The organism is Amycolatopsis japonica, assembly GCF_000732925.1.
GTDB classification, from domain to species: Bacteria; Actinomycetota; Actinomycetes; order Mycobacteriales; family Pseudonocardiaceae; genus Amycolatopsis; species Amycolatopsis japonica.
On the sequence record NZ_CP008953.1, the window covers coordinates 3,401,105 to 3,416,291 of the forward strand.

13 protein-coding genes are annotated in these 15,187 nt (G+C 66.0%); 8 read left to right on the forward strand and 5 right to left on the reverse strand.

The features are described from left to right. Positions 1-9: 9 nt before the first annotated feature. Positions 10-786 carry a hypothetical protein gene (locus tag AJAP_RS15970; protein ID WP_038512325.1) on the reverse strand — a complete coding sequence of 259 codons (777 nt, stop codon included), beginning with the start codon at positions 784-786 and terminating at the stop codon, positions 10-12. A gap of 95 nt (positions 787-881) precedes the next feature. Here AJAP_RS15970 and AJAP_RS15975 point away from each other — a divergent pair, with 95 nt between their 5' ends. The 3 genes from AJAP_RS15975 (at position 882) to AJAP_RS15985 (ending at position 3,958) form a co-directional block, all read left to right on the forward strand. Continuing rightward, complete coding sequence (locus tag AJAP_RS15975; RefSeq protein ID WP_038512327.1) at positions 882-1,439, forward strand: SMI1/KNR4 family protein; 558 nt, start codon at positions 882-884, stop codon at positions 1,437-1,439. A gap of 200 nt (positions 1,440-1,639) precedes the next feature. Continuing rightward, positions 1,640-2,767, forward strand: a complete 1,128-nt coding sequence (locus AJAP_RS15980; RefSeq protein WP_038512329.1) for a nucleotide disphospho-sugar-binding domain-containing protein — start codon at positions 1,640-1,642, stop codon at positions 2,765-2,767. A 42-nt stretch (positions 2,768-2,809) separates the two neighbouring features. Continuing rightward, entirely contained in the window at positions 2,810-3,958 is a 1,149-nt protein-coding gene (locus AJAP_RS15985) for an aminotransferase class I/II-fold pyridoxal phosphate-dependent enzyme (RefSeq protein WP_051972467.1), read from the forward strand. 45 nt (positions 3,959-4,003) lie between these two features. Here AJAP_RS15985 and AJAP_RS15990 read toward each other — a convergent pair whose 3' ends face one another. Beyond that, positions 4,004-4,771: a class I SAM-dependent methyltransferase gene (locus AJAP_RS15990; RefSeq protein WP_038512332.1), complete on the reverse strand. Its 768-nt coding sequence runs from the start codon at positions 4,769-4,771 to the stop codon at positions 4,004-4,006. A 199-nt stretch (positions 4,772-4,970) separates the two neighbouring features. Between AJAP_RS15990 and AJAP_RS15995 the strand changes: the two genes are divergently transcribed. Then, positions 4,971-6,446 (forward strand): exo-alpha-sialidase, encoded by a 1,476-nt coding sequence (locus AJAP_RS15995; RefSeq protein WP_158509798.1) that lies wholly within the window; start codon positions 4,971-4,973, stop codon positions 6,444-6,446. A 64-nt stretch (positions 6,447-6,510) separates the two neighbouring features. Here the strand turns inward: AJAP_RS15995 and AJAP_RS16000 are convergent, their stop codons facing one another. From AJAP_RS16000 to AJAP_RS16010, 3 genes are all read right to left on the reverse strand, one after another. Further along, the gene (locus AJAP_RS16000; RefSeq protein ID WP_051972468.1) at positions 6,511-6,948 is read right to left on the reverse strand and encodes an enediyne antibiotic chromoprotein; all 438 of its coding nucleotides are present in this window, start codon (positions 6,946-6,948) and stop codon (positions 6,511-6,513) included. Positions 6,949-7,616: 668 nt separating this feature from the next. Next, on the reverse strand, positions 7,617-8,309 hold the full coding sequence (locus tag AJAP_RS16005; RefSeq protein WP_038512338.1) for an O-methyltransferase: 693 nt from the start codon (positions 8,307-8,309) through the stop codon (positions 7,617-7,619). A gap of 211 nt (positions 8,310-8,520) precedes the next feature. After that, the gene (locus tag AJAP_RS16010) at positions 8,521-9,120 is read right to left on the reverse strand and encodes a dihydrofolate reductase family protein (protein ID WP_038512341.1); all 600 of its coding nucleotides are present in this window, start codon (positions 9,118-9,120) and stop codon (positions 8,521-8,523) included. A gap of 295 nt (positions 9,121-9,415) precedes the next feature. Here AJAP_RS16010 and AJAP_RS16015 point away from each other — a divergent pair, with 295 nt between their 5' ends. The 4 genes from AJAP_RS16015 (at position 9,416) to AJAP_RS16030 (ending at position 15,175) form a co-directional block, all read left to right on the forward strand. Further along, on the forward strand, positions 9,416-10,837 hold the full coding sequence (locus AJAP_RS16015; RefSeq protein WP_407639406.1) for a tryptophan 7-halogenase: 1,422 nt from the start codon (positions 9,416-9,418) through the stop codon (positions 10,835-10,837). A gap of 14 nt (positions 10,838-10,851) precedes the next feature. Beyond that, entirely contained in the window at positions 10,852-12,207 is a 1,356-nt protein-coding gene (locus tag AJAP_RS16020) for a condensation domain-containing protein (protein ID WP_051972469.1), read from the forward strand. Positions 12,208-12,243: 36 nt separating this feature from the next. Further along, positions 12,244-13,773 carry an MFS transporter gene (locus AJAP_RS16025; protein ID WP_038512349.1) on the forward strand — a complete coding sequence of 510 codons (1,530 nt, stop codon included), beginning with the start codon at positions 12,244-12,246 and terminating at the stop codon, positions 13,771-13,773. Between the two features lie 172 nt (positions 13,774-13,945). Then, the gene (locus AJAP_RS16030; protein ID WP_038523154.1) at positions 13,946-15,175 is read left to right on the forward strand and encodes a cytochrome P450; all 1,230 of its coding nucleotides are present in this window, start codon (positions 13,946-13,948) and stop codon (positions 15,173-15,175) included. Positions 15,176-15,187: the final 12 nt, after the last annotated feature.

The following is a 15,187-nucleotide window of genomic DNA, read 5'->3' on the forward strand; positions in this document are numbered from 1 at the left end:
CACGCGGGCTCACCGCCGGAACCAGCTCCGCCGCTTCACGGGGTTTTCCGGCTGCAGCCCCAGGCTTCCGGTCAGGAAGAAGGTCCCGGTCACGATGTTGCCGCGCCCGGGCGGTCGCTCGAGCTCGGTGGTCGCGATGGCGACGTCGAGTTCGATCGCCGCGATGGTGCGGACCCGGATCCGGTGGAATGCCGTGCCGGTGACGGTGTTCACGGGGGTCTCGGCTTCGACGACCTCGCCGGCGAACAGCGCGTGGGCCGACGGCGCCCAGCCGGGTGCGGGTTCTCCTGGCGAGAAGGTGCCGGACGGGATGAAGTGGTCGGCGGCGAATTCCAGTTCACCGTCCTGCGAGGCCGAGTACGCGTCGGCGTCGGCGTGCACGGTGACTTCCTCGGCCAGTGCCGCCAGCACCAGGGAGCCGGACTCGAGCCGCCCGCCGGAGCCGGCGAGGACCGCTCGGTCTTCCAGTTCGACCGCGATGGGGCAGATCATTTCCCCGCCGACACCGTCCAGGAGGTCGAGCATCGCGGTCTCGTCGTCGACGAGGCGAATGTCGCCAACGGGGACTGCGGGCGCTTTGCCCGCCAGACAGGGCAGAAGGAACTCGATCTGACCATTGTGGACTTGCGCGACCAGCCGGGCACCGGACGGATCGGTCCAGACGTGCTCGCTGATCTTCTTGGTGATCCGCCGGGCGGTGCCCGCGCCGATCAGGGAAACGACCCGTTCCCCGAATTCTTCCTGGCTCGTGACGTCGATCCCGATCGCCCCGAAGTGGCTGGACACCTTGGCTCCCTCTGTTTCCCGGTTCGCCGGAGACTACTGGCCGGACCGGATCAAGGTCATCCGGATTTACCCGGACGTGGTGAATACTGGCCGTCATGAACCAGACCGCCCGCGAGTTCGCCCGGTTGCGAAGCATCATCGAGCGGGAATTGCCCGACGCCGCACCGTTCCTGCCCGGCGCGTCCGAGCGGGAACTCGACCGGCTCGCCACCGAGACCGGGCTCGTCCTGCCCACCGATCTGCGTGACCTCCTGCGCGTGTCGGCGGGCCAAGACGACCCCGACCAACTGAACGGACCGCTCAACTTCCACCATTTCCTGACCGTCGACGAGATGATCGAGATGCACCGGATGCTCACCGACGTGGTCGGCGACCTGGCCGAACCCGTCGAGCAACCCGCTTGCCTGCGGTGGACGGTGTGGTCGGAATCCTGGTTGCCGTTCCTCGCTTTCCAGGGCGATTGCTACTTCCTGGACCTGGCTCCCGGCGAACTCGGCACCGTCGGACAGGTCGTGTCCCGCCCCAACGTGCCGGACCTCGGTGAGCCGATAGCGCCGTCGCTCGCCGCGTTCCTCGCCCGTGCGGCGGATCTCGTCGAAGCCGGACGCGTCAAGGTCGAAGAAAGCACGCTCGTCCTTCTCGACCTCCATTGATCGGAGAAGGTCGGCGGGTCGACCTCGGCAGACCGCGCCGACCACGGGCGAGCACCACGGCCTCTTGCATTCTGCTCTGAACTCCTTCGTGGCCGTAAAACGCCAGTTATGGATAAACACGCGGGAAACGCGGCGTTTACGATCTGCTTCAGTGCGTGTCGCGGAACCACCAAAAGCGGATGTCCACGTCGGAGACATATATGCGGATTCTCTTCACCACCGTGCCCTTGTCCGGTCACTTCTATCCGTTGGTCCCACTCGCGTGGGCCTTCCGGGCGCGTGGCCACGAGGTGCTGGTGGCCACCTCGGAGGAATTCGTGCCGACCGTACTCCGTGCGGGTCTGCCCGCGGTTTCGTGCGGATCGGCCATGGTGTCCTTGGTCGATTTGACCGCCGGCGATTCCGGGAACGGCGAGGAGTTGCGCCGGTACGCGCACGGTCGGGTCTTCGCCGAGATCGCCGCCCGGAACCTGCCGGGAATGACGTCGCTGATGAACGCGTGGCGGCCGGACCTCGTCGTCAGCGAACGGGCGGAGCTCAGCGGGCCGATCGCCGCCGCGGTGAGCGGCGTCCCGTGGGTGGAATTCCACTGGGGGATCGCCGAACTCGGCGAGTACCGGATGGGGGGCGCCGACATCCTCGCCGGTGAGCTCGAAGCGCGGGGACTGGACGGATTGCCTCGGCCGGGCCTGGTGGTCAATCCCTGGCCGCGCAGCCTCCGGCTGCCCTACGCGGCCGATCACCGGAGCATCCGGCACGTGTCCTACAACGGTGACGCCAGTGTTCCGTCCTGGGCCGTGGAACGCCAGGCCGGGGGCCGGATCTGCCTGACACTGGGCACCGTGGTCCCGCACCTGGAAAAGGGACGGTTCGCCCAGCTCGCGCTGCCCATCCTGGAACAGCTGGCCCAGTTGAACGTCGAGATCGTGGTCGCCGTCGACGCCGGGGTCGCCGCATCGTGGCCACCGCTGCCCCCCGTCATCCGTCACGTGGGCCGGATGCCGTTGTCCCAGGTCCTCGCGGCTTGCGATCTCGTCGTACACCACGGTGGCCAAGGAACCGCGTTGACCGCACTCGAAGCGGGAATTCCCCAGCTGGTGCTGCCGCAGTTCGACGATCAGTTCGAGAACGCGGGCGCGGTGGCGGAATCCGGCGCCGGCATTCGGCTGCTTCCCGCGCAGATCACGCCGCAAGCCGTGGCCAAAGGCTGCTTGGAATTGCTGGGCTCGGTGAAGTTCGGCATCGCCGCATCGGATATCGCCGCCGAAATGGCCGCCGCGCCCTCGCCGCTCGAGATCACCGGCATATTCGAAAAGCTGATCCCCTGAAGGCACCGTTGGATACCGACCGAACGTGAAGGATGACGATCGATGGTGAAGAAGTCCATGTTCAGCAATCCGCTTCACGTCGGACGCCCCAACGTGGGTGACCGGGATCGGTTCCTGGAGAGGATCAACGGCGCCCTGGATCGGCTGTGGCTGGCCAACAATGGCCCCTTGGTCCGCGAATTCGAGGCCCGGGTGGCCGAAATGGCGGGAACCGAGCATTGCGTTCCGGTGGCCAACGCGACGACCGGTATCCAGATCGCGGCCAAGGCGGCCGGGCTCCAGCCGGGCGACGAGGTCATCGTTCCCTCGTTCACCTCACCCGCGACACCGCACGCCCTTCAGTGGGTCGGCCTGGTCCCGGTCTTCTGTGACGTGGAAGCCACGACGGCGAACGCCGACCCCGAACACGTCGAACAGCTCATCGGGCCCAAGACGCGCGCCATCGTCGGAGTCCACGTGTTCGGCCGCCCCTGCGAGATCGATCAGCTCTCGAAGCTGGCCGAATGGCACGGAATTCCGGTGTTGTTCGACGCCGCGCAGGCCGTCGGGTGCACTTACAAGGGGAAACCGGTCGGCGGGTTCGGGTCTGCGGAGATCTTCTCGTTCCACGCCACGAAGTACGTGAACAGCTTCGAAGGCGGCGCCATCGTGACGAACGACGAGCGCATCGCGTCGCAGGCGAGGGTCATGCGAAACCTCGGGCTCGACGACAATCGCGAGACCGTGGCGTGCGGGATCAACGGGCGGATGACCGAGGCCGCGGCCGCGATGGGGCTGACCTCGCTCGAGGCCATGGAAGCGTTCATGGAGATCAACCGGGAGAACCACGAGTCCTACCGCGACGGGCTCGCGGGGCTTCCCGGTGTCAAGGTCTACGAACAGGCCGACGAGGAACGCGCGAACCATCAGTACGTGGTCATCGAGGTCGACGCGGCGACCGCGGGAATCCACCGCGACGCGGTCCAGGCTGCCCTGACCGAGCACAACGTCCTCGCCCGTCCCTATTTCCATCCGGGCTGCCACATGATCGACCCGTACCGGGGGCGTCCGGACGTCCACACTCCGCTCCCGTTGCCGCGTACCGAGGCGCTGTGCGAGCGGGTGCTTTCGCTGCCGACCGGCACCGCCGTCGGTCCGGCCGAGATCGCGGCCGTCTGTGAGATCATCCGCGACGCCTGCGCGGGAGCGTAGGCGTCGCGGCGACCGGATCTCAGGGACGCCTTCGACGGACGAGTGTCACTTTCGGACGGCGACGAACAGGCCCGGCGCGTTATGCGGGTCCGATCCGAGCGTCCACGGAATGTCCAGGAGTTCGACCGAGCAGTCGGCTCGGTCGAAAGCCGACACGTACTCCTCCTGCGTGAACAGGTTCATGAGGAAGTAGTCCGTCCATTCGCGGAGACCCGTCGATTCGCCGACCACGAACTTGATCTCCACCCTCGCGTGATCGCCTTCCCGTACGGAATGGGTGATCCGGGAGACGACCTTGCCGTTGTCGCGCACCAGATGCCCGCCGACATAACCGTCGATGAACATGTCGGGGAACCACCCCGGCTCCACGACCAGCACGCCGCCGGGTACCAGGTGTGAGGCGAGGTTCTTGATCGCCACCTCCATGTCCTCACGCGACTCCAGGCAGGCGATGGCGTTTCCGAGGCACACCACCGAGTCGAACTTCCGGCCGAGGTCGAAGGTCCGCATGTCGTCGAGCTGCAGGTTGACACCAGGCAGCCGGCGGCTCGCGACACCCAGCATCGCCGGCGCGATGTCGACGCCCTCGACGTGATCGAACGAGTTCGCGAACCTGGCCAAATGAGCGCCGGTGCCACAGGCGACGTCCGCGAGGCTGGCCGCGGCCGGGAACCTGGACTGGATCAGCCGCGTGATGTCGTCGGCCTCGGTCTCGAAATTCTTGCCCCTGCTGCGAAAGACGAGATCGTAGAGCTCGGTGTGGTCTTCTCCCCAGCGGGCGTGCGTGTCCGCCCAGTCCTGCTCGTCAGTCATGGGATCTCCGTATTCCTTCGGCCTTGCCCGGACCGGGCAGGCTTCTTCGCCGATTGTCCGGCCGGTCTCGTCACCGCGGCCACTCGCGAACTGCGGTCCGCGTGACCGGCGCGATGGCGCATTGCGGAAGTTGGTGATGGCGGAAAGCCGTAACTAGCATCGATTTCGCCGGATGATCAAGAAAACGAGGGGTGAACACATGAATCGGCTACGAATTTGGCGGCGGATCTCGGCGACGATCGCGATAACGATGAGCGCGTTGCTCATCGGCGATTCCGCTTCCGCGGGCCGCCAGGCGGTCCGGACGTCCCGGGCGACCCCGTTCACTCAAGGCTGCGCCGGCGAGCAAACGCCGACCACTTTGTACACGAACTCCGAGGTCCAGCCGACTCTCGCGATCGACCCCGGCGATCCGCGGCACCTGGTCGGCACCTATCAGGTCGATCGCTGGCAGGACGGCGGTTCGCGTGGCGCCGTGGTCGTGACCTCGTTCGACGGTGGCCGGTCGTGGTCGCGCTCGACTCCGCCCTTGACGGAATGCGCGGGCGGCGACGAGGAGAACGGCGGCGATTTCAAGCGAATACTCGACGTGTGGAGCACGATCGGGCTCGACGGGACCGTGTACCTGACTTCGCTCACCATCACCGGAGGCCTTTTCAGCCCCGAATCCGAACACGCGATCCAAGTGACGAAATCGGCCGACGGCGGCCGAACCTGGAGCGATCCCGAAACCATCACCCGGGAAAGCGGCATGGCGCTGAACGATTTCCCGACGATCACCGCGGACCCGACGGACTCGCGCTACGTCTACCTCGCCTGGTGCCGGATAGGAACGCGGGACGACGGGCAGTCCACCGGGCCGATGTACCTGGCGAGAAGTTCCGACGGAGGGAAGACCTGGGAGCAGCCGCGTCCGATCTTCGACGGCGGTCTCAACACCTACGGATTCGCCGGCAGCGTCGAGGTACTGCCGAACGGGGTCCTCGTCTTCCCCTTCACCGCCATCTCCGAGGATCCGGTGACCCATGAGCGTGGATTCCAGGCCATGGCGATCCGTTCCGCCGACAAGGGGCGCACCTGGTCACAGCCGGTGAAGATCAGCGAAATGCGCTCGGCGGGTGTCAAGGACCCGGACACGGGAACTCCCATCGCCGAGGCGGGGTACTTCATGCACAGCGCCATGGACGGACGCGGTGTGCTGTATACGGCATGGCAGGATTCCCGGTTTTCGGGCGGTGCTCGCGACGCCGTCGTCGTCGCCCGTTCGACCGATGGCGGTCTCACCTGGTCGGAACCGGTCGCGGCCAGCGGTGACCCCTCGGTGCCCGCCTTTTCGCTCTCTCTGGCCGCTCGCCGTGACGGTACCGTCGGGGTGACCTATTACGACTTCCGGCCAAATACCCCCGACCCGGTGACGTTGCCAACCGATTTCTGGCTGGCAACGTCCACCGATGCCGGTGCGACGTGGTCGGAGCGAAAGGTGGACGGCCCGTCCGATCTGGCCGTCGTCCCCAAAGCGGACATCTTCGGTCCGACACCGTATTTGTACATGGGTGCACAGTACGGACTCGTTGCCGGGAGGAACTCTTTTGTTTCGCTTTTCGCGAAACCCAATGATGGCGATCTCGACAACCGTACTGATATCTACGCGACGAGTATCTACGGGCGCGGGTGAATGAATGCCCGGTGCCGGCTTTTTCGCGCGGGGCGACACCGGGCATTCATGACCCGTACCACGACTAGTTGAACGAGATCGTCACCTTGCCGACGCTCGAGGCGTCCGCGTTGAACACGCCGACGGCGCACTGGGTCGAGTTGCAGTCGACGGCGACCGTGCTGCCGTCCAGCTTGTGGCCGTTGAACTGCTTGACCACCGTCAGCGGGGTGGAGAAGGAACCGCTGCCGTCCGAGGTGACCTGGAGGACCCTGCCCGCGTCTCCGAGGCATTCCGTGCCGACCTGGCCGCACTCGCCGATCCAGAACGTCGAGTTGGCGGCGAGGCCGGAACCCGAAACCTGCACGGTCGCGCCGTCGGCGAGACCCGAGGTGGGCGTCACGGAAACGGACTCGACGGTTTCCGCGTTGGCGACGGAATACGATCCGAGTGCCAATCCGGTGGCGAACACCGCGATAGCGCCGACCTTGGCAATGCGGGAGGTGCCGTTCTTCACGCGCATCGAAATACTCCGATCATTTTGGGGTGGATTTCTCAGAGGTGATGAGTGGATTTCTCAGCACTTCCTTGTGCTGTCTCAACCTCATCTGCCAATTACTTTACACAGGTCGGTCAGTGAAGAACACACAAACAGGACGGGGTGGCAATCGAGGAGAAGTCGGACATTCCACGCTTGGTTCGATCTTGGGGAGGAGTGTCCGAAGTGGACTTTTGTCACCTGCGATGATCGTGAACGGTGATCGATTCCGGCCCTCGGTGGGCCGTTTTCGCGAAGTCGTCCGTCCCGCCGATCGAGATGGCGCGGAGGGGTGTGCCGCGGTGGCTTGACGTCTCTCGACTGTCCGCCGGGGGGGCATCTCGGGTGAACCTCGGCGTTCGATGACGGCGGGATCTCTCCGAGGCACGGTCGTGCGTGGAGGATTTGGGACGTTGACCGTCCCAAATCCTCCACGCACGAATCGCCTGGCCGGCACAGGGTTGACTGCTCGGTGTGTCGAGGCGGCGCACGGGTCTCGGACGTCGAGCGGGGAGGATTACGGACGCTCAACGTCCCGAATCCTCCCCGCTCGACGCTGCCAGCTGGTGTCCTTTGTAGACACCGGACATGACAAGAGGGTGCCCCATGGAACATCCGTCCCATGGGGCACCCTCATGACACCGGGGGTCCGGTCAGCGCTTCCTGGCGATCGTGAGCCCGTCCGCGATGGGCAGCATCACCGTCTCGAACCGATCGTCGGCCGCGAGCCTGGCGTTGAACACGCGCAAGGTCTCCGCGCACCGGCGCGGGAGCCCCGGCTCCGCGAGTTCGGGGTCCAGGACCAGACCGTCCAGCAGTACATTGTCAGCAACCAACAAACCACCTCGGCGCAACAGGGGGACAGCCGCCTCGTAGTACTTGAGGTAGTTCATCTTGTCGGCGTCGACGAAGACGAGATCGGCGACGGTGTCTTCGGCCAGGTTCTGGAGTGTCCGCCCGGCCGGCCCGAGCCGGAAATCGATACGGTCCGCCACGCCGGCACGCTCCCAGTGCTCCCGCGCGAGCTCGATCCATTTGTCGGTCACGTCGCACGTGATCACCCGCCCGCCGGCGGAAAGCCCGCGAGCGAACGCCAGCGCGGAAAGACCGGTGAAGGTTCCGACGTCGACGACGGTCGTCGCCTGCAGTAGCCCGGTCAGCATCGTCAGCAGCTGCAACTGCTCGGCGGGGACCATCATGCCCGCCGCGTCACCGACCGCTTCGGTGCGCTCGATCAGCGCGCTCACCGCGGGATCGGGCGGTGTACAGGACTCGAGCAGGTAGTCACGCGTGGCCTGGTCGACCGAAACGTGCTTGAGCTCGGCGAACGGGGTGCTGCTACCCATCTTTGCTCCCTGGTGGTCGGTACGGGTCACCCGGGTGGGACACCGCGTTGGCCGAGCACACCGGGCCGGGCAATCGTCACCGGAGTTCGAGGGCGAGCGCGTCCTTAACCTTGCGCGACCCACGACCCGAGAGACCACGACAGGGAGCGCAGGAAGACGGCGGGCCGGGCGGATTCACCCGCCCGGCCCGCCGTCGCCCGAAAGGGAGCCGTTATTCGTTGGTCTCCACGGGGTAGATGAGGTGCGTGACCTTCTTGCCCTGGATGACGCGGGGTTCGCCGAATTTCCTGGGAGCGGAGCCGAGCGTGTCCACGAAACGGACTCCGTCGCCGAGCATGTACGGCACGAGGTCGAGGCGGACCTCGTCGAGCAACCCCTCGTCCAGCGCTTCACGGGCGACGATGCCCGGGCCCACGCCGACGTTCTTGTCCCCGGCGACCGCCTTGGCCTGGTCGATCGCGGCCTTGACGCCGCCCTCGGTCACGAAGACGAACTCGTCGCTTTCGGGGGCCCAGCCTTCGGGTACCGAATGGGTGACCACGAAGACCTGCACGCGCATGGGGTGCTGTCCGCCCCACCCGTCCATGCCGTCGAACTGGTTTCGCCCGACGACCAGGGCACCGTAGCCCTCGATCATGTCACGGACATAGTCGGCGGACGCCTCGGCGACCTTGTACGACCGGCCCGACGCGGTGGGCACCTCGACATCGCCGGCACGGCACCACGCGAAAAGGTACTCAAAACCCCCGTTCTCCGGACCGGCGATGAAACCGTCCAGCGACACGGACGCTTGAGTCGCCACCTTTGGCATGAGAAATCCCTTCTTGCGCGATGTATCGAGCACTTCTCGATCGCTCAACCCTGGCACCATGACCGGTCGTTGTCCACTTCTCCCGTGCTCTCTTCGTATCGAAATGGTTTACCCCGCCGCACCCGTGGCGGGGTCACAACTCAGGAGAAGCTCCGTGCTCCGTCTCCGTGCGACGATCCAGATCTGACCCTCGAGTTCAGGACGGAGATCTATTGTGAGTGCCGAGACCGCTGGGTTCGACGTCGTCGTGGTGGGTGGAGGCCCGTGCGGTTCGGCGGTGTCGACGTTGGTGGCGATGCAGGGACATCGGGTCTTGCTGCTGGAGAAGGAGAAGTTCCCGCGCTATCAGATCGGGGAATCGCTTCTCCCGGCCACGGTGCATGGAGTGTGCCGTCTGCTGGGCGTGTCGGAGGAACTCGACAAAGCGGGGTTCATGCTGAAACGCGGAGGAACGTTCCGCTGGGGCCGCAATCCGGAACCCTGGACGTTTTCTTTCGGAATTTCTTCGAAATTCGTGTCGGAGGCGTCGACGGCCTATCAGGTGGAGCGGATGCGCTTCGACCAGATTCTGCTGGACAACGCTCGCCGTCGTGGGGTCGAGGTTCGGGAGGAGTCCTCGGTCGCCGATGTCATCGAGGATGCCGACGGCCGGGTCTGCGGCGTGCGGTACACGGACGCCGACGGTGTCACCCACGAGGTGTCCGCACGGTTCGTCGTGGACTCCTCGGGGAACGGGAGCCGGATCCACAAAAAGGTGGGGGGACAGCGGCGCTATTCGGAGTTCTTCCGCAATCTGGCGTTGTTCGGCTATTTCGAAGGCGGCAAGCGACTGCCCGCGCCGAACGAGGGGAACATTCTCGCGGCGGCCTTCGATTCGGGCTGGTTCTGGTACATCCCGCTGACCGACACGTTGACCAGCGTCGGCGCGGTGCTCCACCCGGACGCGCTCGAACGCGCTCAAGGGGACAAGGAGCAGGCCCTGCTCGACCTGATCGCCGAATGTCCGCTGATCGCGGACTATCTCGCGGACGCGCGGCGGGTCACCAGTGGTCCCTACGGCGAGGTCCGGGTCCGCAAGGACTACTCCTACATCCAGGAGAAGTTCTGGCGGCCGGGGCTGATCCTCGCCGGCGACGCGGCCTGCTTCATCGACCCGGTGTTCTCCTCGGGCGTGCACCTGGCGACCTACAGCGCGCTGCTCGCCGCCAGGACGATCAACACCGTGCTGGCGGGTACCGCGGGGGAGACCGAGTCCTGCGAGGAGTTCGAAGCGCGGTATCGCGCCGAGTATGCGAGGTTCCACGACTTCCTGGTGGCGTTCTACGACATGCACGAGGACGAGTCGTCGTACTTCTGGAGGGCGAAGAAGGTCACCGGGAACGCGGCCTCGGACGTCGAGTCGTTCGTGGAACTGGTCGGGGGTGGCTCGTCGGGTGAGGGAGCCCTGATCGACGCCAAGGCCTACCTGGGGAAGCGGGCACCCGCGTTCCAGGAGCTTTCCGACGCGGTGGAACGTCCGGTGCTGGTCGCGGGAGAGGACCGCGACCTGTTGAAGACCGAGCTCGCCCGCTCGGTGTCCCGTGAGGGCACCCGAATCCAGGTTCAGGCCAGCCTGGGGGCGAACGCCGACGAGCGGACCCCGGTCCGTGACGGCGGGCTGGTGCCTTCCGCCGACGGAATGCACTGGATCCGGCCTGTCCAGCAGCAGGCGAGCTGAAGGGAATCACGGTCATGTCAGTGACAGAGTCGACGGCCGGTAGCGTGCACCGGTTTCCGCTTTCGCTCCAGCAGGAGTTCCTCAGCCTTGTCGACCACGGAGACGGGATGGGGCCGTTCGGCCCGATGTACACCATCGTCGGGGGCTGGCGCCTTCTCGGCGAACTCGACGTGAACGCGTTGCAGGGCGCGTTGGACGACCTGGTCGCCCGGCACGAAGCGCTCCGCACGCGCATCGTGGTCAATGACGGTGACCTGCATCAGGCGGTGTTCCTGCCGAGCTCGGCCGACCTGGTGATCCGGGACATCCCGGACGCCGCTGACCGGGAACGGGCCGCCGAGGAGTTCCTCAACGACGTCGAAGCCGAGGAATTCCCCTTCGACGAGATGCCGCGGGTCCGGCTGATCCTGGGCCGTTTCGACGACCGGGACGCCGTCCTCGTCCTCGTGGCGCACCACACCGCGGTCGACGGCTGGTCGGCGCAGCTGGTCATCCGCGACCTCACCGAGTTCTACGGTGCCAGGCGGGATCAGCGGGCGCCCGACTTGCCCGAGGTGCGTCAGCTGCACGAATACGTCGCATGGCAACGGGAGAACGCGAACGGCCCCGCCGTCGTCGCCGCCCGGAAGTTCTGGCGGGAGTATCTGGACGGGGCGCGGATGGTCGCGATCCCGACCGATCTGCCGCGGGCCGAGGAGCGTTCGTTCGTCACCGGCTGGCACCGGTTCCTGCTCGAAGCCGAGTTCCGCACCTCCGCGGAGGAACTCGCCGCGGAGACCAAGAGCACGGTGTTCATGGTGCTGCTCGCCGCGTATCTGGTCTATCTCCGGGAGAAGACCGGGGAAACCGACCTGGTCGTGCCGACGTTCACGCCGGGGCGCACCCCGGCCTGGATCCAGAACACGGTCAGTTCCTTCTACAACTTCGTGCCGTTGCGCTTCGACATCGCCGAGTGCGTCGGGATCCGCGAAGTGATCGCACAAGTGCGCGCGAGTTGCCTGCGCGCCTACGCGCACGAGCTTCCGTTCATGCAGATCATCGAAGAGGCACCGAACCTGATGGACGAGGTGTCGAAGCCGGACAGCGCGTCATGCGTGTTCCAGGTCGTCCAGTCGCCGTTCATGATGAGCGACGAACAGGTCGTCGGCGATCTTCGCATCACCGCGATGCGCAGGCGGGTGCTGTCGGCCCCGGTCGGCTCGCAGTTGCCGGACGGCGCGCTGTGGGCACTGGAACTGCATCACGACGGCGACATCGTCGGCAAGATCGGCTACACCGCCGACCTGTTCGTCGAGGACACGATCGCCTCGTGGGTGACCGAGCTCCGGCGGGTGCTCGCCGACGTCCTCGTCGGTGTACGACAGTCGTGACCTCGTACGGGGTCGCGACCACGCGTGAGGGCGCGGATGACCACGGTTGAGGCGCCCGCCCGCGCCGGCTGGCGGGAATGGGTCGGCCTGGCGGTGCTGTGCCTGCCGACCATGCTGACCACACTGGACATCTCGGTGATGTTCCTCGCGTTGCCGCGGATGAGCGGTGACCTCGGCGCCGACGCCACGCAGCAGCTGTGGATCACCGACATCTACGCCTTCACGATGGCCGGGTTCCTGGTCATGATGGGGACGCTGGGCGACCGGATCGGCAGGCGCAAGGTGCTACTGTTCGGCGCCGCGGCGTTCGTGGTGACCTCGGTGCTGGCGGCGTACGCGAGCTCCACCGGGATACTGATCGGCGCCCGTGCCCTGCTCGGCGTCGCGGGCGCGACGGTCATGCCGTCGGTGCTGGCGTTGATCCGCAACATGTTCCGCGATCCCCGGCAGATGAGCACCGCCATGAGCGCGTGGGGGAGTTCGGTCATGCTGGGGCTCATCCTCGGTCCCGTGGCGGGCGGCCTGGTGCTCGGGGCGTTCTGGTGGGGCTCGATCTTCCTGATGGCCGTGCCGGTGATGGGGCTGTTGCTGCTCGTCGGCCCGTTCGTCCTGCCGGAATCCCGCGACCCCGCCGCCGGCAAACTGGACCTGGCCAGTGTGGCGTTGTCCTTGATGGCGATACTGCCGACGATCTACGGCTTCAAGGAACTGGGCAGAAGCGGTCCGGAGCCGGTGCCGGTCGCGGCGATCCTCGCCGGCGTCTTCTTTTTCCTCGTGTTCGTGCGTCGCCAGCGGACCCTGCGTGCTCCCTTGCTGGACTTGAGTCTGTTCGCCGACCGCGCGGTGACGGCGGCGTTGCTGCTCGCCTTGCTCAGCGCGTTCGCCATGGCGGGTACCAGCATGATGGTCTCGTTGTACCTGCAGCTGGTCGAAGGTCTCTCACCGGTCGCCATCGGGTTGTGGATGGTGATTCCGTCACTCGGCATGATCGTCGCGGTCAACCTCGCCCCGCTCTTGGCGCGGAAGATCCGGCCCGCGTACGTACTCGCGGCTGGGTCGGCGATCGCCGCGGTGGGCATGGTGGTGCTCACCGTGGCGAACGGTTCCGGCGGCCTCGCGATGTTCCTGGTGGGGCTCGTCGTCGTGTACTTCGGTGTCGGCTCGGACGGCACGTTGAGCCCGTTCCTCATCATGTCGTCGGTTCCGCCGGAGAAGGCGGGTGCCGCCGGTGCCATGTCCTCGACCTTCAACGAATTCGGGGCGGCACTGGGGATCGCCGTACTCGGCCTGGTCGGCAGCACCGTTTACCGTACGCAGGTCACCGTCCCGGCCGGCGTCCACGACGTGAACGCCGCCGAAAGCCTCCCCGGAGCGGTATCCGCGGCGGAGCGGTATCCGGCGGAGGTGAGCGCCGCCCTTCTCGACTCCGGGCGTGCGGCGTTCTCGAGCGGACTGCACGTCGTCACGATCGTCACGGCCGTGCTCTTCGCCGGGCTCGCCGTACTCGCGGTCGTCGGTCTTCGCCGATTCCCCGCCACCGGGGCGCCGGAAGAGTCCCGGGTGTGAACGCTTCAGGCTCGTGGGTCGCATACACGGAGATGCGACCGCCGTGCCGGACGACGATACTTGTTTCGGGGAGCTCGGGTGGCCCTTTACATGAATGCGTCGCACACGATCTTGTCGCTCTTATGAACAGCGACGTGCCGGTTTGAATGGAAAGCATGACAAAGGGGTGTCCGTGACGTCTACACCATCGCATTCGGCCGACCTGCCGGGATTCCCGATCCAACGGGAGTCGAAATGCCCGTACCGGCCCTCGAAGGTTCACGTCGACCTGCGTGAAGACGGCCCGATGACCAGGGTCCGGCTCTACAACGGCCGCGTGGCCTGGCTGGTGACCGGTACCGCGGAGGCCCGCGCCGTGCTGTCGGACTACCGGCGGGTCTCCATTCGCCCGTATCACGGTAATTATCCGCTGCTCAACGAAGAATTCGAGAAGGTCGTCGACAGCGGATACGCCGACGTCCTTTTCGGTGTCGACCCGCCGGAGCACACCAAGCAGCGGCAGATGATCATGCCGCGTTTCTCGCTGCGCCGGACGAAGGAATACCACGCCGAAATCCAGCGGATCGTCGATCAGAAACTCGACGAAATGATGAGCAAGGGCGCGCCGGGTGATCTGGTCGCCGACTTCGCGCAGCCGGTTCCTTCCATGGTCATGAGTCACGTGCTCGGTGTTCCCTACGAGGACAACGAGGAATTCGAGACGTCGGCTCACAAGCTGTTCGTACCCGAGCTCGCCGACGAGGCGACCACGGAACTCGGTGACTTCCTCGACCGGTTGATCGCGAAGAAGGAGAACAATCCCGGCGCGAAACCGGTCGGCCTGATCGACGACCTGATCGTCGACCAGCTGCACAAGGGGACGCTCACCCGCTCGGAGCTGGTCCACATCGCGATGGCGATGCTGGTCGCGGGCACCGACACCACCACCAACGTGATCTCGCTGGGAACGCTGGCGTTGCTGGACAACCCGGATCAGTGGGCGGCGTTGCGCGACGACCACTCCCTGATCCCCGGCGCGGTGGAGGAAATCCTGCGCTACGTCTCGCTGGTCGAGGCGTTCGCCAGGGTCGCGACCGAGGACATCGAGCTTCCCGGCGGGGCGAAGATCAAGGCGGGCGACGGGATCCTCATCAGCTGCGCCGGCGTCAACTTCGATCCGAAGATGGCCGCGGAACCCGACACCTTCGACATCCGGCGCCCGCCCCGGCCGAGCTTCTCGTTCAGCCACGGAATCCATCGGTGCCCGGGCGACAACCTCGCCCGGCTCGAACTGGAGGTCGCGTTCCGGTCCTTGGTCCAGCGCATGCCCGACCTGCGCTCGACCTTGCCCGCCGACCAGCTCCCCAGCAACAACAACGACGGGACGCTGCAGCGGCTCTTCGAATTCCCAGTGGTTTGGTGAGGAACGAAAGGA